This window comes from Dyadobacter sp. CY312 (assembly GCF_021390535.1).
Classification (GTDB): domain Bacteria; phylum Bacteroidota; class Bacteroidia; order Cytophagales; family Spirosomataceae; genus Dyadobacter.
Window position 1 is genome coordinate 220,088 of record NZ_JAJUXG010000014.1, and the last position, 22,670, is coordinate 242,757.

At 44.3% G+C, this 22,670-nt stretch carries 21 protein-coding genes and 2 pseudogenes; 12 read left to right on the top strand and 11 right to left on the bottom strand.

Annotation, left to right across the window (positions count from 1 at the left end; genetic code table 11):
- The first annotated feature begins 107 nt into the window (after positions 1–107).
- The gene (locus LZG71_RS20640; RefSeq protein ID WP_233823576.1) at positions 108–782 is read left to right on the top strand and encodes a TlpA disulfide reductase family protein; all 675 of its coding nucleotides are present in this window, start codon (positions 108–110) and stop codon (positions 780–782) included.
- A 306-nt stretch (positions 783–1,088) separates the two neighbouring features.
- Here the strand turns inward: LZG71_RS20640 and LZG71_RS20645 are convergent, their stop codons facing one another.
- The 10 genes and pseudogenes from LZG71_RS20645 to LZG71_RS20710 form a co-directional block, all read right to left on the bottom strand.
- On the bottom strand, positions 1,089–1,250 hold the full coding sequence (locus tag LZG71_RS20645) for a hypothetical protein (RefSeq protein WP_233823578.1): 162 nt from the start codon (positions 1,248–1,250) through the stop codon (positions 1,089–1,091).
- A 199-nt stretch (positions 1,251–1,449) separates the two neighbouring features.
- Positions 1,450–3,500 (bottom strand): annotated as a pseudogene (locus tag LZG71_RS30715) (PQQ-binding-like beta-propeller repeat protein).
- Between the two features lie 140 nt (positions 3,501–3,640).
- On the bottom strand, positions 3,641–4,180 hold the full coding sequence (locus tag LZG71_RS20675) for an alpha/beta hydrolase (protein WP_310587768.1): 540 nt from the start codon (positions 4,178–4,180) through the stop codon (positions 3,641–3,643).
- A gap of 272 nt (positions 4,181–4,452) precedes the next feature.
- Positions 4,453–5,517 (bottom strand): glycoside hydrolase family 99-like domain-containing protein, encoded by a 1,065-nt coding sequence (locus LZG71_RS20680; RefSeq protein ID WP_233823588.1) that lies wholly within the window; start codon positions 5,515–5,517, stop codon positions 4,453–4,455.
- Positions 5,518–5,537: 20 nt separating this feature from the next.
- A complete protein-coding gene (locus LZG71_RS20685) occupies positions 5,538–6,398 on the bottom strand; it encodes an endonuclease/exonuclease/phosphatase family protein (protein ID WP_233823590.1) in 861 nt (286 codons plus the stop codon).
- A 34-nt stretch (positions 6,399–6,432) separates the two neighbouring features.
- The gene (locus tag LZG71_RS20690; protein WP_233823592.1) at positions 6,433–7,377 is read right to left on the bottom strand and encodes a metallophosphoesterase; all 945 of its coding nucleotides are present in this window, start codon (positions 7,375–7,377) and stop codon (positions 6,433–6,435) included.
- Between the two features lie 84 nt (positions 7,378–7,461).
- Positions 7,462–9,225, bottom strand: a complete 1,764-nt coding sequence (locus tag LZG71_RS20695; protein ID WP_233823593.1) for a RagB/SusD family nutrient uptake outer membrane protein — start codon at positions 9,223–9,225, stop codon at positions 7,462–7,464.
- 20 nt (positions 9,226–9,245) lie between these two features.
- Complete coding sequence (locus LZG71_RS20700; protein WP_233823595.1) at positions 9,246–12,683, bottom strand: TonB-dependent receptor; 3,438 nt, start codon at positions 12,681–12,683, stop codon at positions 9,246–9,248.
- A 163-nt stretch (positions 12,684–12,846) separates the two neighbouring features.
- Positions 12,847–13,917 (bottom strand): FecR family protein, encoded by a 1,071-nt coding sequence (locus LZG71_RS20705; RefSeq protein ID WP_233823597.1) that lies wholly within the window; start codon positions 13,915–13,917, stop codon positions 12,847–12,849.
- Positions 13,918–14,034: 117 nt separating this feature from the next.
- Positions 14,035–14,589 (bottom strand): RNA polymerase sigma-70 factor, encoded by a 555-nt coding sequence (locus LZG71_RS20710; RefSeq protein ID WP_233823599.1) that lies wholly within the window; start codon positions 14,587–14,589, stop codon positions 14,035–14,037.
- Between the two features lie 306 nt (positions 14,590–14,895).
- Between LZG71_RS20710 and LZG71_RS20715 the strand changes: the two genes are divergently transcribed.
- Positions 14,896–15,252, top strand: coding sequence for a response regulator (locus LZG71_RS20715; protein ID WP_233823601.1), 357 nt, complete (start codon positions 14,896–14,898; stop codon positions 15,250–15,252).
- Positions 15,253–15,780: 528 nt separating this feature from the next.
- Here the strand turns inward: LZG71_RS20715 and LZG71_RS20720 are convergent.
- Positions 15,781–16,239 (bottom strand): hypothetical protein, encoded by a 459-nt coding sequence (locus LZG71_RS20720; protein ID WP_233823603.1) that lies wholly within the window; start codon positions 16,237–16,239, stop codon positions 15,781–15,783.
- Positions 16,240–16,529: 290 nt separating this feature from the next.
- Between LZG71_RS20720 and LZG71_RS20725 the strand changes: the two genes are divergently transcribed.
- The 10 genes and pseudogenes from LZG71_RS20725 to LZG71_RS20770 all read left to right on the top strand — a co-directional run bounded on the left by LZG71_RS20725 (position 16,530) and on the right by LZG71_RS20770 (position 22,647).
- A complete protein-coding gene (locus LZG71_RS20725) occupies positions 16,530–16,628 on the top strand; it encodes a DUF4372 domain-containing protein (protein WP_233823605.1) in 99 nt (32 codons plus the stop codon).
- A 43-nt stretch (positions 16,629–16,671) separates the two neighbouring features.
- Positions 16,672–16,977: an IS66 family insertion sequence element accessory protein TnpA gene (tnpA, locus tag LZG71_RS20730; RefSeq protein ID WP_233823608.1), complete on the top strand. Its 306-nt coding sequence runs from the start codon at positions 16,672–16,674 to the stop codon at positions 16,975–16,977.
- Position 16,978: 1 nt separating this feature from the next.
- Positions 16,979–17,374: an IS66 family insertion sequence element accessory protein TnpB gene (gene tnpB / locus LZG71_RS20735; RefSeq protein WP_255713137.1), complete on the top strand. Its 396-nt coding sequence runs from the start codon at positions 16,979–16,981 to the stop codon at positions 17,372–17,374.
- Between the two features lie 181 nt (positions 17,375–17,555).
- A pseudogene (locus tag LZG71_RS20740) lies at positions 17,556–17,702 on the top strand (hypothetical protein); the annotation flags it as partial.
- A gap of 24 nt (positions 17,703–17,726) precedes the next feature.
- Positions 17,727–18,446 (top strand): IS66 family transposase, encoded by a 720-nt coding sequence (tnpC, locus tag LZG71_RS20745; protein ID WP_233823611.1) that lies wholly within the window; start codon positions 17,727–17,729, stop codon positions 18,444–18,446.
- Between the two features lie 105 nt (positions 18,447–18,551).
- Complete coding sequence (locus LZG71_RS20750) at positions 18,552–19,787, top strand: site-specific integrase (protein WP_233823613.1); 1,236 nt, start codon at positions 18,552–18,554, stop codon at positions 19,785–19,787.
- Positions 19,777–20,799, top strand: a complete 1,023-nt coding sequence (locus tag LZG71_RS20755) for a tyrosine-type recombinase/integrase (protein WP_233823615.1) — start codon at positions 19,777–19,779, stop codon at positions 20,797–20,799. Before LZG71_RS20750 ends, LZG71_RS20755 begins: the two co-directional genes overlap by 11 nt.
- On the top strand, positions 20,796–21,743 hold the full coding sequence (locus LZG71_RS20760; protein WP_233823617.1) for a site-specific integrase: 948 nt from the start codon (positions 20,796–20,798) through the stop codon (positions 21,741–21,743). The genes LZG71_RS20755 and LZG71_RS20760 overlap by 4 nt, the downstream gene beginning before the upstream one ends.
- Before the next feature lie 68 nt (positions 21,744–21,811).
- The gene (locus LZG71_RS20765) at positions 21,812–22,258 is read left to right on the top strand and encodes an SRPBCC family protein (RefSeq protein ID WP_233823619.1); all 447 of its coding nucleotides are present in this window, start codon (positions 21,812–21,814) and stop codon (positions 22,256–22,258) included.
- Between the two features lie 26 nt (positions 22,259–22,284).
- Positions 22,285–22,647, top strand: coding sequence for a DUF2200 domain-containing protein (locus LZG71_RS20770; protein ID WP_233823621.1), 363 nt, complete (start codon positions 22,285–22,287; stop codon positions 22,645–22,647).
- Positions 22,648–22,670: the final 23 nt, after the last annotated feature.

Sequence of the window (22,670 nt, forward strand, 5' to 3'; positions counted from 1 at the left end):
TGCACCTTATAACTATTTTGTGTTAGATTTGTACATATCTCACTTCCTATTAATATTTAAATATGTATCTAACTCAGCAATAACATGTTATGCATTGTGTTTTCAAATTGCTAGCGTTATTCTTGTTTGCATCAACTTCCAGTACATCCGCACAGGTAGAAAAACCGCGCGTGTACATTAACCCGGATGGAAATCACTTTACCAGAGCTCAGTTTGACAGCATCGGCGCTGCCAACATAGGTAAGCCGATTGCAATAATTGACAGGATAGAAAAGGATAAAGAAATTCAGTTCACATTTGAGGTTTTAACCGTTAACCCATTTGAAGCATTTTCAAAAAAATGGATTGGTCAAGCGTTTCCTAATTTTGAAATAAAAGACGTGAATGGAAAAATATATCAAAATTCATCTTTGCGTGGAAAAGTGGTTGTATTTAATTTTTGGTCAACTACATGCGCACCGTGTATTGAGGAGATGCCCAAACTTAATGAACTTGTAAGCAGCTATACCAGTCAGCCAGCTATATTTTTGGCACCGGCTCCGGAGACTCTTGAAAAGGTCAATAAAAGTCTAGATAAACACGCATTTAAGTATAACATCTTGCCCGACGCGAGTTCGCTATTTTCTGCATTGGGCATTGACAGCTATCCATATCACATAGTTGTCGATAAAGCTGGAATAATTAAGGCAATCTACCACGGATCACGTACAGATCTAGCAACTAATCAGCCTATTTTAAATGAAGGGATAATTACTTCAATTGAAGAAAACATAAAGAAATAGGAAAACAGTAAACATTTTCAAAATGAAAGCGACCGTTTCAGCGTACGCTGATATACCACAAAGAGGAGAAAGCACTGGCCATAACGCACTGCTGGCCATGAAATTGAAGGAGCATACATCAAGAGCGGCGGTCGCGTGGTAATGATGTCTCCGAAGCTCACAATCAATCCACCAGTTTCCTCTCCCACTAATGTTTTAAGTTTGTAATGATGAATAGCCTGGGCAAAATCAGCAGCAGATCAAAAGGTAAAGAGGCTTGTCAGTAAGATGAGCTTACCGTCAAACCTGTTTAACAAATCCTTTTCCTTACAAGTTGGTAATCATCTGTATCTGCACGTTATCCGGCGCAGCATACGACCAGGCGGCTTTCAGGTTTTGTACATTGGCCGTGTCAATTTGTGTCAGGGGTGAGTAATGATTGCGCTCAGGACCACCCGGGTATTCGGGCCAGCCTTTATCTGATTCCATGGTGAAACAGAAGTAAAGAACCGGACATAGGGCAAGTAGGATCAACAACGAAATTTTTCGAAACATATGGAATCAGGGTATTTGAAGATATTTATTGGGGACCGCAAGGGACACAGAAAAGCCGTAATGCATCCTGAACTTAAATTACAGGATGCAGCGCAAAACCTGATTTCACATTTTACTTTTCATAAAAGCACAGTCATTCATCCAGCGCAAACGCCACGTACTGATCACCAGATCTGGTGTTGAGCTTGCCTCCGCCACAGGCGATAACGATGTACCGTTTTCCGTTGATCATGTAAGTACTGGGAGATGCATAACCTGCCGCTGGCAACTTGGCCGAACAAACCATCTGCCGCGTTTGCTTGTCGAAAGCACGGATCATTTCGTCGCGGCTTGCAGCGATAAATATCAGTCCACCCGCTGTAACCAGTGGACCGCCATAATTATCGGTTCCCGTAACGGGAATTCCTTTTTAGTCAGTTCAGCATATTCACCCGGCGGCACCTGCCAGAGACGGTCACCAGTATTGAGGTCAATCGCCGAAAGTGTTCCCCAAGATGGACTGCTCACCGGATACCCGTTGCGGTCGTACCAGCGGTTGTAGCCGGTGTGCTGATAGGGAATGACATCCTTTTGTGGGGTGACGACGGGTTTTTCTGATGTTTTATTAAACAAAAAATTAACAACGGCAACGCGTTCGGCCTCCGAAATGTGTGAGAACGATGGCATCATACCCCGACCTTTCAGCATCACCTGTGTTACCATTTCTCTTGGAATGCGATCACCTATCTGTAAAAGCGAAGGGTAAGATCCGTCATGATTGCCTTTCTGATCAGCACCATGGCAGGCGGAACAATAGAGCATGTATTGGGCGCTACCGGCAACCTGTTTTTGGTCAGAAGATTTCCTACGTGGAACAAGCGATGTATACACGGGCACCTCTTTGGACTGGACGTACATCACCCCGTCCGGATCGGTAGCCGTCCCACCCCACTGCGCTCCTCCATGCGTACCCGGAAAGAAAACCGTCATTTTACCAGTTAATGGAATACATGGGGATCCGGTATTTGCTTTTTTTTAGAATATTTAAAAGTGAATTCCGGTCAGCCGCAAATGGATTGAGCTCCTTCTCGGTAAATGCCTGCCTTACCAAGGGTGCCGGCCACTGCGGAATAGGCTGTGTTGGACGCGCTTTTTCTCCGCGCACTACTTCTTGCAGAAAAACCACTTCCTTAATGGGGAAAACTGGTTTGCCTGTGACCCGGTCAAACACAAAAGTGAATCCCTGCTTGGTCACCAAAGCCACCACATCTACCTTTATGGGCCTTCCGTCCGGGCCTTTCCGGGTGATGGTCATAAGATTTGGCGGCGCTGGCGGGTCGCGGTCCCAGATGTCATGATGTACCAGCTGGTAATGCCAGAGTTTTTTACCGGTTGCTGCATCGAGTGCGAGTAAACAATTGGCATACAAATTATTGCCCTTCCGGTTACAGCCATAAAAAAGTCGTGAGCCGCTGATCCTGTTGGTGCATAAAGAATCCCACCTTTGCGGTCGATAGCCATACCCATCCAGGGATTTGTACTGCCGTGGCTCTGCCGGCAACCAGGTTAACCCGGTTCTCCTTTTGTGGGAATGGTATGAAAAGTCCAGACCAGCTTTCCGGTTCTTGCATCATAAGCACGGATATCGCCCAGTAGTGCGGTCTCACTCTCCGCGAGTCTGACACCCGTGATTATCAGATTTTTATAGATCGTATGCGACGTATTGGACACCACGTAGTCATCGGCTCCGGGACGTTGTATTCCGATTTTCAGGTCGAGTTTCCCGTTATTAGCAAAACCGTCGATTGATTTGCCGGTACTCGCATCCAGAGCGTGGAGCCATTTTCCTGCTCCAAAAAAGATTCGTTTGCCCGTTCCATCCGCCCAGTAACTTACTCCTCTGCTCGTAGTACCTCCATTGTCGGCTACATCCGTTTTCCAGATGTCCTTACCCGTCGCAGCATCAATGGCGAAGGCTTGTGTTCCGGCTGAAACGCCATACATGACTCCATCGACAATCATGGGATTACATTGCATCTGAGTCCGGTTCCGAACTGTATCCGCACCGCCAGACGAATAGGTCCAGGCAATTTTGAGCTTGTTAACATTGGATTTGTCGATCTGATCAATCGGAGAATAATGGCTGCGTGCACCATCTCCGTTATATTCCAGCCAATCCGTATCGGGCGTATTGACCTGGAACATAAGAGCCGTAACAACCAAAAGCAGGCGACTGCGAGTAGTGTTTTTTGCATGAAAATTTTAATTACTTTTCGGGACTAGCGGACTGAGGTAACCTAACCGGGTCAGAAAGCGGTCTGTCAGATCAATCACTTCATTATAAATTACTTCGTTACCAGCTTCATCATTGGCAAATCCGTGTTTCTTACCCGGATATCGGTGCAAAACTCATCGGCATTCCGGATAGGCACGGTGGTATCCGCTTCGCCATGAAAGATAATTGCAGCAGGAGCACCGGGCCGTACATACTCCACCGGTGAAAGGGATTTTGCTCGATCTCCCAACCGGTCATAACCGTAGCCGCCCTCTGTTGTTATGGTAACCGGATTAAAAAGAACGAACGCCGACGGTTTGGTACTGACCGACGTATCTTCTCCGGGTTCATTGATATGATCCAGAAAAGCCGTAGCCAGTGCAAGATGCCCTCCTGCCGAACCGCCACCTGCAACGATCCGATCGGCTTTTATGCCCAACCTATCCCCACTTTTACGAACCCAGCGCATTGCGGAACGGCCATCCTGAGCAGCTTCAAATGGCTTTGTTTTTTGTCGGCTCGAAACCCGGTAGTCTGCGGTAATGGTGATCATACCTCTTTTCGAGAAGTAACTGCATGCTTTTTCGAATTGCGTCACCCGACCGCGCACCCAGCCACCAAGGGTATATCCAGATCGTCAAATTTATGGATGGAATCTGGCTTGCTCAAATCCAAATTTCAGCAAGCCAGACATAGCAGTCGTTAAAATAACCTTAGACTCGAACTGTTCAACAAACAATTCAAACACCCATCAGTATAAATAGTCATTTTGCAATAGCCAGATGAAAATAAACTTATCCCTAAGATAAATTCTTCCGTCTGTTAACATTAAAAAAACACAAAACGGAGCACCAAGCGATGGATTTACACAACCTTCTACAATTATTTCTTCAAAGCTTGCTTTAACCCAGTTAACGGATTCAGACCTGTTTTTCCTGGTGTAAGCCACGAACCTTCCCCATTTTCGTTCCAGGCATATAGTAAACCTATTTTTTCACCGGTCACCGCTTTCTGATTTTCACTAATCCAATTAACAAGTCCTTTCACTGATCTTTGAGCCGATTCAGCGGAGAACCCGGTGTAATAGGGTTTTTCCAGATATTTGTTTTTGTCGTTGGCCCAGGGTCTGGGATCCCATCCTACTGTGCAGACCGGAATGTATTTAAGATTGCCACTTCCCAATTTATCCCAGAGTTTTTTCTCAGCCAGTTGCATGTTTTCTATGGGTGTGGCCAGCTGTCCGGCAACAAATCCGGCAGAATGATAGTTATACCCCGTTACAACATCCGCGCCGCAATCTTTTGCAATACCGGCACCATCCTCAGAGGCCGTACAAATCGCCACGGTTACACCTTTAAGCCCCGATTTGAGAGCCTGTAATTTCAATTTGTCAAAAGCTTCATTAACCGCTTCTGCCGAACCAAAATTTTTAATCAGGGAATTGTATTCAAAAAAAATCAGTAACGGTTTGCCATCCACGCGAAGGTACTGAGGTTGCTGAAATTCTTTAAGCCATATTTGTGTCACCTGATCCCAACCTTCCGGACCAATATTAAAACCTGCGTGGTTGGCAACAAGCAGACAATACTCCATCATTTTACCATTTTTCGACCTTTTGAAATAGTTAAGCGCATTATTCAGAATGATGTCATCATATTTTTGCTTCTCCGAGAAGTACCAGCAGAAACTAAAAAATGAAAGTCCTGCGTCGGCAGCGAGCGCTATTTGTTCATCTACGATTTCCTGCTTGCTGGTAACCCATCCCCACTTGGGTTCCCTTTCAGGATAATTGTTTTTGAGATCGTCGGTGATGTGAAATGTTGTTCCACTCCACCCGTCAAAATAATAGGCACCGATTTTCGGGCTTGTTTTCTGCGCTAAAGCAGAGGATGTGCCAAAAACAAACAGCACGATCAGAAACAATCCAATTGCTGGTAAATTTTTCATGATTTATAAGGAGTTAGCGTCTATTTAATCAGTTGCACTTCAGCCAGCACCGGCAGGTGATCAGAATAATACCTTCCCTCCTGCTGATCGGTGATCGTAGCGTGTTGCAGCACTTTGAACCTATTGTTGACAAACACAAAGTCGATACGGGCGCGGATGGGTTTGTCGCTCACATTAAAACCGCTGGCAGTATTAACCGGCCCATAATGTGGCGTTTCAGTGATAAAAAGTGCGTCCCTTAACTGCCCTCCCTGCACCATGGTTTTGTAGGCAGTTGAAGATTCGACGCTGTTAAAATCACCGGTCACAATCACGGGCGAATTCCTGGCTATCAGATCTATTTGTTTTCTGATAATTTCGGCACTTTTCTGCCTTGCTATTTCTCCACGGTGATCAAAATGGGTATTAAAAAAGAAAAATACAGCTCCTGACTTTTTATCCTTCAGTTTACACCAGGAAGCCACTCTCGGATACATCGCATCCCAACTTTTACTTTCCTTCACGTAGGGAGTTTCTGAAAACCAAAAGGTACCCGAATCCAGAAGCGCGTACTTTTCTTTCAGGTAAAATATCGCCGTAAATTCACCATTTTTACCTGCCACTCTTGGGACACCATACCAGCTGAATTCAGGCAAACTCTTTTCCAAATCACCCAACTGCTCCCAGTTTCCTTCCTGAGTACCGAAAATATCAGCCTTGTGGTACTTGATCAGAGCAGCCACGTTCCCTTTTCTAAATTCCCATCCATTGATGCTGTCGATACTGTTTTTATAACGGATGTTGTAGGAGATGACCCGGATATTCTGAGCAGACGCAAAACTGCCTGCCAGCAGAACAAAACACAAAAACAACGTTCTTTGGCGACATCTTAACTTTTTCATTTGATAATTAAGGTTTAGGAATAGTCGGATAAAATTACTGCCGCAGAAACGTTACATCGCTGATTTCGAATTTCGAAGAATCCTGTTTCACAGCATTGTAAAAGGGAGAATACATTTTGGCCCCGATCGTCCCCTTGTCAAGGTCAATGTCAAGCAAACGAATATATCCTCCTCCAAAGTCTTCATTCTGATAGTTTTGCAGGATCTGATAAATTTTATTCCCCTGCTGACCCACATCCACTTTTAAAGCTGAGCTCATAACGTGGCCGCTGAGAACCAACCGGATATTCGAGTGTAGTTTTATAAACCTGTCATAAACATCCTGCGGGCTAAAATCGCCATAACCTGCGTTTCGCTGGGCAATTTCTCCCTTGGGAGTCAGATGGTAATGGGTGAGTACAATTACGTTATAGTTAAAATACTGTTTGGCAACATCACCCGCCCAGTTTATGGCACCCATTCTGGGACAAAATTCCAGAGTGATCACCAACCAGTTGGTATTTCCTACTTTGAATGTGTAATAGGCGTTGTCGCTTTTGTCTGTTTCATATCTCCCTCTTTGGGAAGTGAACCGGCTAACCGGAAAGTACGAATTAAACTTGGCAGTTTTACGAAGATTTTGGTTCACATTACCAGGTGCAGCACTTCCGCTTTTGAAGCCAACTGCTTCCGTATCATGGTTTCCCAAGGTAATGGCGTAGGGAATATGGTGTTTATCAAAAATATCATAGCCCTGACTTGCTACTTCATAGTGATCGAAGTTGTCAAAATTTACGAGGTCTCCGACGTGTAAAACCATGGGAATGCGTAGTGAATCGTGCTTTGCTACTATCCAATTAATCCTGCTGAAATACATCTCGTGTTTAGAGCCAACTTCACTCTGCGTATCAGGAAAAACGGGTAGTGTAAATTTCTGCCCGACACAAATTGTCTGCGATCCAAGAATTAATATCAGAAAGCCTTTTAAGAAATTTTTCATTTATAGTTTGAGCTTAAACAGAACAACAGTTAAGAAAAAAGGGAGGGAATAAATAGTCTTCATTGCCTCCCTTTTCAGATTTTATCACCAACCTGCATTCTGTTCAAATGCAGGCATTTTGGTTACTTCGGCAAGTGGTATAGGAAAAAGGAGAAATTTATCCTCCCACGATTGCCGCCTGATTGTCACGATACGTTCGTTTGTAAGCGTACCGTCACTGTTTTTTGTCCAGGACATACCACTGGTAATTTTCCCTACCTTTTTGAGTATTTTCCAGCGACGCATGTCATAGAAACGGTTTTCTTCAAGTGCAAACTCAACACGGCGTTCACGTATCAGTCTTTCTCTAAACTGATCCTTGGTCAATCCTGCCGGTAACTTGGGCATACCCGCGCGCGCTCTGACTGTGTTTACAGCATTGTGAGCGTCGGGTGTAGGTCCGTTCGCTTCATTCTCTGCCTCGGCCAGGTTCAGATAAATCTCTGCCAGACGGAACTGCTTGTAAGTGGTTGTTCCTGCCGCTGCTGATCTCACAGCCGGGTCGACGAACTTGCGCATGTAATATCCGGTTGGCGTTCGCTGCTTCACACCTGAAATCCCGTGTTTGCCTCCCTTGTAGGACTCTATTGTTGTTTCTACACCATTGATGTTCCCATATTTAGCACCGTTATACCAAACCGTAGCGTAAAAGCGCGGATCCCGGTCAACATAAGGTTTTGCATCATTATATCCCGAAGCCGGATTAATTATTGGTTTCAGGTGTTCCTCATCTGCATAACCGGTAATTGCAACCTCGCCATTCTTCATCTCATAACTATCCACAAGCTCCTGTGAAGGACAGTTACCTGCTTTCTCCGGACCGAAGTTGGGGATCATGTGCATGAGGAATAGGATGTTGCCGAAGCGGCGGTAGGTTTGTCCGGAATACCCCCAATCGTTAATTTCAAAAAGCGTCTCTTTGTCATTCGGAGACTGTGCGAGATCGGGTTTGGTGATAAAATAATTTTCATAGTTGGGGAATAGCTGGAAGCCATTGGCCGTCAGCGCCTGCAAAGCCTGCTTTGAGGCATCCGCGGCTGCTTTCCATTTTGCCGCATCATTGGTTGGATTCCATTGCGGGCTTGCATTAAACAACAGTATCTGAGACTTTACTGCATAAGCTACCGCCTTTGTCATGCGCCCGCGCTCTGCTTCGGACGTAACCCTGTATGGCAGGCTGGCATCTGCAATTGCCTCATCACAATCCTTGACAATGAATTGGGTGCATTCTTCAAAAGTGTTTCTTCTGATTTTTGAAAAATCCTGCTCTGAAGTAATATCCTTATCCATTATGGGCATAGGTCCGTAGTTGGTGAGCAAATCATGGTAGAACATCGCGCGCAAAATTTTAGCTTCTGCAATTAACCTGCCTCTGAAACCGGCTTCGGGAACATTGGTAGCATTCACATTTTGCAAAAAGACATTTGCTCGCCGAATACCTACCCAGCTTCTTTCATACCAGTTCCTGTCATTGTACGACTGTGTCGTACTTCCCTCATTATCAAAAGGATTCTCGGCCGCACTGATGTTGCCAGTGATGTATTTGGCTACCGGAAAGTTTTGTTCAGGATAGTTACTCTCGTGCGAGTCATCGCCGTAGGCCGACAAGAAAGTGTAATAGTGATAATTACAACCATGTTTACGCAGTCTTTCGTAGGTCGTGTTCAGATAAGCTTCGGTCAGCTCCTGCGATTTGAAAACATCTGCCAGCGTGATCCTGCCGTCTGGTGTGATATCCAATGGGTCCTTTTTACAGGAATACGATATAAACAGAAAAGAGGATATGAGAAATAATCTAAAATATTTCATGAGAATAAGATTTTTACGGATTAAAAATTGACATTAATACCACCATTAATCACCCTGTAAACAGGGAAAGAAGTAATACTGCCCAGCTCAGGATCCCAATCCTTCTGAACCATTTTATCCCAGGTAAGAATATTCAGCCCGTTTACATACAATCGTAATTTTTTAACCCCGATCCGGCTTGTAAGTGTTGCAGGTAGTGTATAACCTATTTCAGCATTCTTCAATCTCACAAAAGCTTTATTTTCATTAAAATAAGAGTTACTTGCAGAACTAGAAGAGGATGTTAAACTAAGTGCCGGATAGAGAATTTCATATCCGTCAGCCGCTCTCTCGGGTGTCCAGGCATGTGTATGTCTTCCCCTAAAATCGTTGATTTCGGAAGAGAGAACCTGACCCGAGACTTTAAAAGCACCCTGGAATAAAAATGAAACATCCAGATTTTTATAGGTAATACCCGCAGCAGCACCCCAGCTGTATTGGGGCACGCTCGATTCGCCGATTGGCATCACGTCTTTGTTATCTATCTTTTTATCTCCGTTTAAATCCGCGAACTTTAAATCGCCCGGCCGCGGTGCTCTGCCCTGATAGGTAACACCATAGCTGTCAATATCTTCCTGGCTGTTGAAAAACCCGAGTGACTTATAGCCCCATTGCTGACCGATCTGATAGCCAGTTGATTTATAGCGGTATGCAAAATCGTCAGTCAACTGTACTTCGTCATTAAACAGAATTTTATTCTTCGCATAATTAAAGTTCACTTTGGAGACAATAGACAGCTCGGGGTTAATGGCTTTGTTATAATTAAGGTCGATTTCAAAACCTTTGTTTTCCACTATACCGATGTTGGCCGGTGCAAGACTGGTGGAAGGAACTCCGATAATAAGCGGAATGGTACCGCGGTAGATGAGCACATTATCACGTCTTTCTTTAAAAAAATCGGTGGTGATCGTAAGCTGATTAAACAAACCCAGCTCCACACCAAGATTGAGCTTTTTAGCAACTTCCCACTGCACATTCTGATTTCCGTAAAAAGATTCCTGAATTCTGGCTCCGCGTCCCAGTGTGGCTGAGTAGCTACCACTTTCCCTGCTAATTTCGTCCAGATACAAAAATCTTCGGTCTCCAAGCTGATCTCCTCCGACAGTTCCGTACGAACCACGGAATTTAAGCAGATTGACGGCTCTTGAAATTCCCTTGAAAAATTCCTCCTCATGAACATTCCATCCCGCAGAGATGGAAGGAAAAAATCCGTAACGTCTTCCTTTCGCAAACTGCTCAGAGCCGTTGTAGCCTGCATTGAACTCAGCCATGTATTTGCTTTTGAAGGCATAGGTAAGCCTGGTAGCCAGGCCCCGGACATTAAACGGTAGCGGATCAGCCGGTTTTATAAGAGACTGCTGTGTTCCCAATATCAACCCGGTTACAGTGTGCTTGCCATTGAAAGTACGGTTGTAGTTGGCCTGATACTGCATGTTATAAAACGACTGAAATGAGGCAGAAACGCTGGTAGAAAGCGGCGTGTTATCAAAATCAGTGCGGGTTCTTTGATAATAAACCGAATCCCTGCCGTCCGCCGTTTGCGTATTGGGGTCGATTAGTTGTACCCAGTATTGGTACTGTTGGCTGGCATTCAGGCTGTGAATAGAACGTGTATCAAAAGAGAGCATAAACTTTGCAGAAAGCCCTTCCGTCAGAAATCCAAAGTCCTGTTCAAGCCCCCAGCTTGCTGTAACGTTACTCCGGCTCTCTCTCCGGTAACCACTTCTGTTCATTTCTGCCCAGGGCGACTCGCCGTAATTGCCACCTCCTACCATTACTTCACCACCTGGTGTTAGCGGTCCGGGAACGATGGAAGGAAAGTAATTTAAAATCCTGCTTATGATCTCTGTTGTAGCCGTACTGTTATTGAATCTGGCTTCCACAAAGGGGCCGTTTACTTTTTCCAGATATCCCGACACATTCAGAAAAGTTTTCAGGGTTTTATTTTTGTTGAGCGAAGCATCAATATTCGACCGGAAATTATAACGTCGCATGTACTGTGACGGATCGTAGGCTGTCACACCCGGATCGATATTCCATTGCCCGTTCTGATTAAGAAATCCGACATTTACAAAATATCCTATGTTAGCACCCTTTCCGTTCAGAGTAAGGTTATAGCGGGTTTGAGGTACCCACTTTTTCAGCAGGATATCTACCCAGTTATTGTTTGGATACCTTTCAGGATCATCCTGCAACCGGTAACGTTCCAAAGCATAGTCGGAATAGGGAGGCACGTTGTTAGCATCCGGATTAGGAAAATCATTTCTCCACGCCTCATTGCGAAGATTCGCCCACTCGTAAGAATTCAGCCGGGATGGCCGGCGTGTAAATGCCTGCATACCTGTTTCCACCGACAGACCAATGGTTGGAGTACTTTCGATTCCTCGCTTGGTCGTGACAAGGATAACCCCGTTGGCACCCCTCACCCCAAACAATGCCGTTGAGGAGGCATCCTTCAAAATTGTGACCGTCTCAACCTCATTGGGATCGATCGAAGTGAGTTCCCTTTCGACGCCATCGACCAATATGATCGGAGATGAGCCGTTAAGTGTACCTCTTCCACGCATGAAAAGTAAGGTTGCATCACGTCCCGGCTCCCCGGAGGTTTGCTGTGCAAAAAGTCCGGGAAGCCGTCCTGCCAGCGTAACTGCAAGGTTCGCCGCCGGACTTTGCTTAATTTCCCTGGTATTGATTGAAGCTACTGAGCCAGTCAACGTAACCTTCTTCTGCGTTCCAAAAGCAACCACAACCACTTCATTCAGTGTTCTTGTGTCAGCTGCAAGTGATATGTCAAAATAGGTTTGAGAACCGACTACAACTTCCTGAGACAGATAACCAACGAACGAAAAAACCAGCGTGGCGTCTCCCTCGGGGACTGTAAGGTTAAATGTCCCGTCTACATTTGTAGTGGTACCAGCTTGCGTTCCTTTAAGCACGACATTAACGCCCGGTAGCGCTTCCCCGGCCGTCGCGTCAACCACTTTTCCTGTAAGCGTTTGTTCTGCCGGTGCAAGTGGCACCTGGCTGCTTTCATAATCTTCCGTCTTCGTGTCGCCCCGTTGATTGTGTAGCAAAATCTGCCCGCCAATAATCCGGTAAGAAATGTTCAGAGGTTGCAGCACAATAGCAAGCACCTCAGATAGCTTTCTGGCACTCACGGAAACGTTGATGCGTCGATTGGCCTGTATGGTGTTTGAACTGTAGATAAATTTCACATTGGCCTGGCTCTCTACCATGGACAAAATTTTGTTAATTTCCGTATTTTCAACTTTTACGGTTACAGGTCTGTCGAGCAGGTCCTGGGTCCTGCCTTCGTGTGCGTATCCCAAAGAGATTCCCACACAGACGAATAGTGTTTGTAGAATCGTAATCCTCACAATATGCTGGATTAGAGAATGAAGTCGTACAGTTTTTTTCATTAGATTTGCACGTTTTGTTAACTTTTATAAAAATTTTGACAAAACCCCTCTCGCTCATCGATCTTCGATGAGAGCCATGCCAGGTTTCAAGAAAGGGCTAAAAGGGAGGCCGGAGGTGCTCGTAACACTTCCGGCTTATTTGCAAGCTTTATTTCATGCGTGATTATCGGTTTAGGTTATCGGAATTACAGCCATGACCGCTCACCAGTATACTTGTGCCGCGAACTTCATAACTGGCATCAATGGAGGAACACAAGAGATCCAGTTTGGTAAATAAAGGTTGTTTGGCAATGTCGCCGGTAAACAGGCACCCATTTAAACTTTCGTTATCAAGGACAATTTTTATCCCGTACGCCAATTCTAATTTTTCCACAATTTCGCTCAAGGGCTGATCTTCAAATTTGAAATCGGCATTTGTCAACACCGGTTGATTACCCGCTAAAACAGGAACCGGCATTTCTACCAGGCTTGTAATGAATGTGTGATTTTCCCGTAAATATTTAACACGCTGATTGGCTGTGATAACCACCCCGCTTTTTATATTCTCCCTGGCATAATCTCTATTGTTATCTTTCTGAAAAACAGACACTTTCCCCGTCACAACCGATACCTCTACCTGTTTCTTATTTCCGTGACCTTCTACCCAAAAGCTGGTGCCCAGAACCTTGGTAATTACATCTCCGGAGTGTACCAAAAATGGTTTGTCCGGATTACGCTCAATTTCGAAAAATGCCTTGCCGTTTAAGTAAACTTCTCTTTTATCACTGGCAAAATTTTCAGGAAACTCTACGCTGCTTTGAGGATTCAATACGATTTTACTACCGTCACCAAACTTATAACCAATGGGTTTAGACGTATTATTAATTTTCCTCACCATTTGGTTAGGAAGTTTTACTTCGGTGAGAACGGCAGCAGTTCCGGTACTGACTTGCTTTTGATACCTGTAAACACCCAAGAACATGACCAAGAACACAATGGCAGCAGCGGCTGCATACCATGTTTTCCAAAGGAACACTGGCTGTGTTAATGGTATTTCTTCCACATTTGCTTCTTCTTTCCGGTTGATGGCATTCCAGATCCGGTTTTCAATCTGATTATATTCCTCAGCCGAATGTGTGGGTTTATCTCCGTCGACCAGGTTGAGCCATTGCTCAATCAGCTGCCTTTCGCGCTCGTTACATTCACCATTACGGTATCTATTCAGTAAAGTATGGAAACTGGATCGGCTCATCATATCGGAGGTATAGATTAAATAGAAGACTGAAAAAACGGTTAACACCGCAAATCAAATTTACAATTCGCAAAACATTCATATAAACACACCAAAAACAAATATAAAATCTTTGTAAATTTACATTTCAAAAACAAGAAGAAGCAAAAGTGTGAAGTCTTTGAGCTGAAATTTGAGACTGCGAAGAGCCTGAGTAATGTGATATTCCACGGTCCGCACCGGTACATGAAGGCATGCGGAAATCTGACTGGCAGTCTTTCCTTCCATGCGATTTAATAGAAATATCTCCCTAGTTTTGTCAGGAAGACCGGTTATGCCATTTTGCAACGCAGTTTCCAGTTCGTCCAGAAAAATTGGGTAAGAAGTTTCATCCGATCTTTCCACGGCATCAAGATCCAGAAACACTTTCTGTTTGTAGTAATCAATTACCCGGTTCCGAACAGCGGTAAAGAGGTAACTTCTCAGATTCGATATGTGCAGGCTGTCGCGTTTTTCCCACAATGATGCAAAAAGGTCCTGAACTATTTCTTCCGCCACATGTTGATCATGTGTTTTTACGAAAGCAAAATCGTACAGAAGACGCCAATAATGTCGATAAATCGCTTCAAACTCCTGTTTGTCAATATGTTCGAAGCATTCTACTTGCCCAATTTTAGTCAAAATATTAGGTTCCACAATATTAGTGCATTAAGTGTATTGAATTGTGGTACAATTAGGATATTTTTTTGAAAAGAACCCAGTATTCCAATAGGTTGATAAAAAAATAAAATTCCTGGCTTCCACACCTGACAAACAATATGCCATTTGGATCACAAAGACCTTATTTATGCAGTTATAAAAGTAACCTCACACCAATACCTTGCCTGTTTAGCGAGAATTATGTTAGCGTGATCAGTCCGGAAAATCAATCTTAAACGCTCTATCTGATCCTGTGCCACAGATTTAGCTCATAATAAAACCAATACGCCCGCAGTCAAGGTTATGCTCCTAGAAGATCATATACTTGTAGCTGATGGATTTAGAGAAATACTGCTTAAAATCTTACCACCAGAATCGGTAATCAATGTGTTTTCATCTGTAGAACGCGCGACAAAGAGCCTCGAAACAGAAAACTATGCCATCATTACTACGGACCTGATCATACCAGTGCAAAATGTTTTGAGCTTTATTACCACCTGTAGAAGAGCTTACGATAGAATTATCATTTTGGTTATAAGCAGTGTAGTAGTAGATGCTAACCGCATCAAAGCGTACCTTGCGGCCCGCGCCAATGGCTATTTGAATAAAGCGGTTGATCCTGTGAAATTAAATATGCGTTTGATTGTACCCCAACGGTAAAAAATTCATTAGCGGAGATCTAACGGGCAGACTGGCAGACAACATTTTATTCATCGAGAATACTACGCTCACCAAGAAAGAAATGGAAGAAATACGACTGATAACAGCAGGGAAGAAAACAAAAAGTAGCGAAAATACTCTATGTAAGCCCGATCACCATCATGGGCTCATAAGAGAAACATCATGAGAAAGCTAAATCTGCAGTCCTCTACTGAATTGGTTAAATATGTCTATGAAAACAATACTAATTGAGTATAGGCTTAGACTCCCAATGGCCACTTCCAGAATTTAAAACCTCTCATGGTAAACCATCATCCGTTGCCATCTGGCGGGGGCCAAATGGGCGGTCCTGGAAAAACACAATATGGAATGAACTATTCGGATGGCTTGACCACTAGATTCCATGGCAGATTTGAGTAACACTTGCTACCAGTCAGTTATTTATACTGGTCAATTCGACCCAAAATAAAATGACTATAATTCTCGAATTGGGGTAGTCAAGGGCTCCGCATTCTCCGATATTTAGCGTTATAAGGGCTTGTTAGAGATTCCCGATTGGTAGGCATCCCATTGTTCAAATAGCCAATCGACCAGCTTATTAAGCTCCTCCTTCTCTTTTAGATCACTAGATACAGGCTTAATCAGTAGACCTTTTTCGGTTATCTCGATATCTTGGATTTCAATAAGAGCTGTACCGACCTCGTAATTTTTGTCCCAAAGCCAGTCTCGCGAGAAAAAACCCTCATCAATTTCTTTTTTACCAGTCTGTTTCTCTTGACCAGGATGTGAAAAAGGATATAAATTGTATTCCCCAGAATTGTCCCGAGGAAATCCTATAATATCAAGAACAATATCATAATTATTGACTCGAATATTTGTTAAATCAATTCCCAAACTTTTCAATTCCTTGAATACTGTTCTCTGTTTGTAGTCTTCAAGTAGCAAGTCGACTAGGTGAGGTTTTAGAAATTCAGTGCGTTTTGACATGTTTTAGGGAGTAAATCGCAAATTACTAACAAAGTCAAAATTAGACAATTTATTCATCCATGAGTTTCCTGTGTGACAATTGTTATTTCCTACGGTGTTACAATTCCTGCCGGGATCTTGTAACGTTATAGCAAGGTTGTTGAACAGGTATTCAGTTAATTATTGCTTATTACTAGTGATGCGTTAACTTTTTAAAATTACTTATAACACGTTGTATATAAATTAATTACAATCGCTCTTTGATTTTTTGATTTGATTTGACATTTAGCTTTGTGGCTTAACACGAGGCTATGAATTCAGGAAAGTACGTTTTTGCTCAGCTTTTGCATTTTATTGACCGATATGAGTTTGAAAAATGTGTATCAAAATACAATGTATCCGTCCGATAAACACCATATTTGAACGGATCTGGATATTGGGTAATCTTGCCTCATGAAGAATGAGACAGAAAGAATGCGTGAACTGTACGATCAGTGGCAGTCGCAAGGGATAAGCAAACAGGCTTTTTGCAAGCGGAATGGTATGGGATACCATAAATTCAATTACTGGGTTAAGAAATTCCGTAGCAAGAATGCGTCCATATCACCGCCCCGTGGGTTTAGTCAGATATCAGCTCCGCAACCGGAGTTGCTTTGTCAAGACCCACGGGCACTGGCAGCAATCACGTTTCCATCCGGAGCACGTATAGAACTATTCGGTTCTCTTGACGCATCATTTATCAGGAAGCTCGTTCTTTAGTATGCTTGCTTTGTCTCACAGCTGCCGGTACTTTTTGTATCGGAGCCCAACGGATATGCGTTTTGGTATTTACTCGCTTGCTGGCCTGGTCCGGAATGAATTGGGTTTTGATCCATCGAGCGGCGATGTTTTCGTTTTCTTAGGTAAACGACTTAATCAGATCCGGCTCTTGCAGTGGGACCGGGACGGGTTTGCGATGTATGTCAAAAAGCTTGAACAGGGTACTTTTGAATGGCCAAAGTCAGAAGATATAGCCATCACCAGCCATCAGTTGACACTTCTTTTACAGGGCGTAATGCTGGATTCTGTCCGCCTCAGAAAACGTTATCAGCACCCAAATCAGGTCACAAAGCAAGAAGGGGAATTCGCGAAAAAAGTGCCATATTGGCTTGTATAGGCCCATTTTAAGCCGTATCTTCGGGTTATGGAAGACACGGTGACGGACTATAAATTACTTTATGATCTAAAGGCCGAAGCGGCAGGCGATTGCTGCACATAAAAAGTCGCTGGAATTAATATCCGAAAAGGATCAGCAGATCCAGGCACTGAATTTTGAGCTTGATAAATATAAGCGGTATATATTTGGCAAAAAGAATGAAAGGTTAACTGGTGTACACAGAGATGCGAACCAAATCGACCTCTTTGAGCTGGGAACTAGCCAACAGCAGCAAGAAGGACTTTCAGAGCAAGCTGCCGACATTGTAAAGGAAAAAGCTCCCGCAAGAAAACGTGAAAAAGGAACAGGGAGAATGCTGCTTCCTGAGAACCTACGCCGTGAAATCATCATTATTGAACCAACAGAAGACGTTACCGGCTGCACTGTAATTGGAGAAGAAGTTACTGAAGTCCTGGACCTGATTCCTGCTGAGTTTTTTGTAAAGCGGTACATCCGCTATAAATATGCCCGTGCCAATGGCGAAGGTATTATAACCGGATCTCTTCCGGATCGTGTGATCCAAAAGGGTATCCCTTCCGAAGCTGTCATTGCCCAAATGGTTGTCGACAAATATGTTTTCGGCCTGCCGCTTCACCGTCAGATTGATAAATATAGGCGGTTAGGAGTAAATGTTCCTGCTTCTACCGCCTCTGATTGGATTATGAAGGGTTGGCAGCACCTGGCCCCCCTATGGGAGCTTTTAAAACTACTGGTTCTCAATCAGAAGTATTTGCAAGCCGACGAAACACCTCTAAAAGTGCTTGATAGAGATCACAAAAATGGTATCCATCAAGGCTTTATGTGGACATATAATGCCCCCTGTGACAAACTGACGCTGTTTGACTATCGGAAAGGCCGCGATCAAAGTGGGCCTAAGCAGATGCTGGAAGGGTACGCTGGTATACTCCTGGTTGATGGGTACGCCGTCTACGAAAAGCTCTTTGGTAATCATCCTGATGTTCTTTTGGTCTATTGCATGGCTCATTCCCGTCGATATGTAAAGAAGAATAATATGCAAAGTTTCCCTATTTAAGTTGCTGATATGCGGTCATTTACCTATGGAATTCTTTACATAATAAACTGGACTCTTCGTTTTGGTATTGGGTAATACTGCCCATATCATTTAAAAAGTTCAGCAATGCCAGAAGCTATTATAAAAATTCAGCCGCTGATAATCGCAGCGAATAGGCATCTGCGAGCGCAGGCCTTTTCGTCGAGCACAGCAAATAAGTACAACTCCTTATGGCGTAAGCTAGCCAAATTCATGGCTGCTTCGAATTTGGACAGCTATGACAAAGGAGTAGGCCAAGATTTTTTGGCACATCTTTACGGACAGTTTTCGTATTCCGGGCTTAGCCGTAATGAAAAATCGGTTGTCAGAAAGATCCAGTACCTTACCGAGTTTCAAGAGAAGGGCTCCGTACAAGTGAAGCGTAAAAGGCCAGGCCACCATTTTACGGGTGATATCGGCAATCTTATGGAAAGCTTCATTAAGTCCAGGCAGGAGTCGGGGTTTTCTCCAAGCACTTTGGCTTCCAACAAGCTTTATCTGCATGTTTTGCTTGTATTCCTGGAAGGGAACGGAGTCGGGCTGGCCGGTTCAATCACACCGGCCGATCTAGTGGCCTTCGTGGAATCGCAGAAAGACACGAGCGTAACTACTAAATACGGGATGTTCGGAGTGATAAGGAATTTTCTAAAGCATCTGCATAGCATTTATCCGGATACCCGCGACTTAGCGGCCATTATCCCGAAAGTCAATTATATCAGGCAGGCAAAATTACCATCTGTCTATTCTAGGGAGGAAATACAGTCCTTGCTGGCCGTTATCGACCGGGGGAATCCCAAAGGGAAAAGAGATTATGCCCTCATGCTGATTGGTGCACGGCTTGGCTTGAGGGCATCGGATATACTGGGTCTTACTTTTGCTAATCTGTGTTGGGATTCGTGTCAGATTGTACTCGACCAGAAAAAGACCGGACGGAATCTGGAGTTACCCCTAACCTCAGAAATCGGCGATGCGATCATCGACTACCTCAAACATGGCAGGCCGGTATCCCATCAGCCGTATGTCTTTCTGTGTCTGACTCCGCCATATGGCCAGTTGACCAATGTTACAGTAAGCACCATAACCAGCCATTACCTTACCCTTGCAGGGATAGATACGTCCACAAGAAAACATGGGGCGCACATACTACGGCACAGCCTGGTTGCGAAATTACTCGACCAAAAGACCCCGATCCATGTGATATCCGGGACATTGGGACACAGCTCGACGGATTCCACACGGCATTATCTGAGAATCGACACCAAGGCGATGGAACCCTGTGCATTACAGGTGCCCCTTGTATCTCCCACATTCTATGATAGGTAACCGACTTCTTTTTTTCAGGAAAGAAAAACCAGAAAAAACTATGAAAAGCTACCAAAGCATCTTCGCCCCGTTTATGGAGCGGTACATCAGCCTGAAAAAAGGACTTGGTTATAAATGCGTTGATATGGGATACAGCTATTCCCTCTTTGACCGCTTCGTCTTGATCGAAAGCGTATCTGCGGTCGGCATTACGAAGGAACTGGCAGACAAATGGGCGATGCCGCGTCCTAATGAATCCCCACGTACCAGATATGTCCGGATTGCACATGTTGCCCAACTCTGTGAGTTCCTATGTACGTTGGGATACAAATCCCATATCCCCAAGCTGCCAAGGGTCCAAAGCAGCCATGTACCTTATATATTTTCAAGGCAGCAGGCAGTAGCCATTTTTGCAGCATCCGAAAAGATGATGTTAAAATGCAGTCGCCATGAAACCTCGCTTAGCGCCATCCCTGCACTCTTCAGGGTGCTTTACGGTACCGGTATGCGTATAGGCGAGGCGTTGGCGCTTAGGGATATAGATGTAAACTTAAATGATAAAACCATTTTTATCAAAGGCGCCAAGAACGGATGTGACCGCCGTATACCGATTTCGGCTTCGCTTGCTGATGTGTGCAAAGGCTACCGTATCCATCGTGATCTATATGCATACCCAAAGCTGTCAGCACATACGTTTTTCCGTGCACACAATGGCGAAGTATGCCCCAGAAAGTCTGTTTACAATTGGTTCAGGAGAATCCTTTGTGAGTCTGAGATCCCCCATTGGGGAAGGGGAATGGGCCCTCGCGTGCATGATCTGCGCCATACCTACAGCGTCCATGCACTGGATACAATGGCCGGCGATGGACTAGATCTAAACTACGCACTGCCTATACTGTCGGCTTGCCTGGGACATCGGTCTTTGGATGCCACCGAGCAATACGTCAGGCTCACATCTGAAATGCATCCCGGACTTTTACAAGACTTAAATGCTGTTTGCAGCTATGTATTCCCTAAAAAAATAATGTTATGAAAAGTACTGGCTTTCCCAAATACCTGACCGACTTCCTGACCCGGTATCTCCCCGCAGAGCGTGGGGTTAGTTCCAATACGGTGCTATCATACAAGGACACCTTCATGTTGCTGATAACGTTTATGAAAAGCGAAAAGGGCATTACTGCCGAAAGGATTGAAATAAAGGATATAACCAAGAACAATATACTGGCTTTCCTTGATTGGCTCCACTCAGAAAGAGGGTGCAGCGATTCTACAAGGAATGCACGGTTAACAGCCCTGCACTCATTTTTCAAATATCTTCAATACGAAGATCCGATGTATTTACACGCATGTGGTCAGGTCCTCTCCATTCCGTTGAAAAAGACGGCATCACCAACAGTCACATATCTCGCGCTGGATACAATAAAGGCTATCCTGGATGGCCCTGATCTATCCCAGAAACGTGGCAGAAGGGATCTGGCACTACTCTCGATCATGTATGATACTGGTGCCCGGGTGCAGGAAATGATCGACCTGACGCCAGCCATGGTACGTCTTGACAGCCCGTGTACGGTAAGGTTGCGGGGCAAAGGAAATAAATCACGAATAGTTCCTCTGATGGACGCGCAGGTAGGGTTCCTTAGGGATTATATGGCGGAAAATGATCTTCTTGAACCTCGCGCAGCCCAATATCCGCTATTCAGTAACAGCAGAAGAGAAAAATTGACACGGGCTGGAATCAGCCATATCCTGTCAAAATATGTGTTGCTTGCTCAACAAAGAGTAAAAGACATGGTAAAAGGCGCTGTGACGCCTCATGTGATTCGCCACAGCAAGGCAATGCACTTACTGCAAGCTGGAGTAAATCTGGTATATATACGGGATATCCTTGGTCACGTTTCCGTAAAAACAACAGAAATATACGCGAGAGCTGATTCAAGGAAAAAGCGCCCTTGCATAAATTCTGATACAGAAGTTTAACAATCAGCAATGACAGCTCATTTGAGGTGTTTGATTACATTTGAAAATCATCAAAAACATACCGGATTATGGCAACTAGTACAGTGAAATTTCACAGAATAATAAAAGCACCTGTCAGTAAGGTATTCAGGGCATTTTCAAGCGCTGATGCTATGTCGTTCTGGCTACCTCCTTATGGATTTTTGTGTAGGGTACATGAAATCGACTTCAAGGTAGGTGGACGTTACAGAATGTCGTTTCACAATTTCACTACAGAGAAAAGCCACTCTTTTGGGGGTGAATATCTGGAAATCAAGCCCGATGAACTCCTGAAGTATTCTGACAAGTTTGAAGATCCTAATCTTCCCGGTGAAATGACAACCACCGTATGGCTGAAAGAAGTGATATGCGGTACAGAAATGCACATTGTTCAGGAAGGAATTCCGGAGCAGATCCCCGCAGAGTTTTGCTATTTGGGATGGCAGGAGTCATTAGAAAAGTTGATTAAACTTGTCGAACCGGTTATCAACGAATAACTCATTTCATAAACGCAACTCAGGATATGGTTACAACGCCAGAACACGACGCACGCATTGCAAAAATGACATTTTCCTCTGTATACCCGCACTATGTAACAAAAGTAGAGAGCAAGGGCAGAACCATAGAAGAACTGCATCAGGTCATGGAATGGCTGACAGGGTTTGACACTAAAAAACTACAGGAACTCATTGATGAAAAAGTCACTTTCAAAACATTCTTTGAGAGAGCCGAACTGAACCCCAAAGCCACACTGATAACAGGCTTAATTTGCGGTTACCGGATAGAAGAAATTGAAACCCCGCTCACCAGACAAGCCAGATACCTGGACAAGTTGATTGATGAGCTGGCAAAGGGGAAAAAGATGGAAAAGATACTCAGACAATAAGCCGGAGCAGAATTGTTTAAATG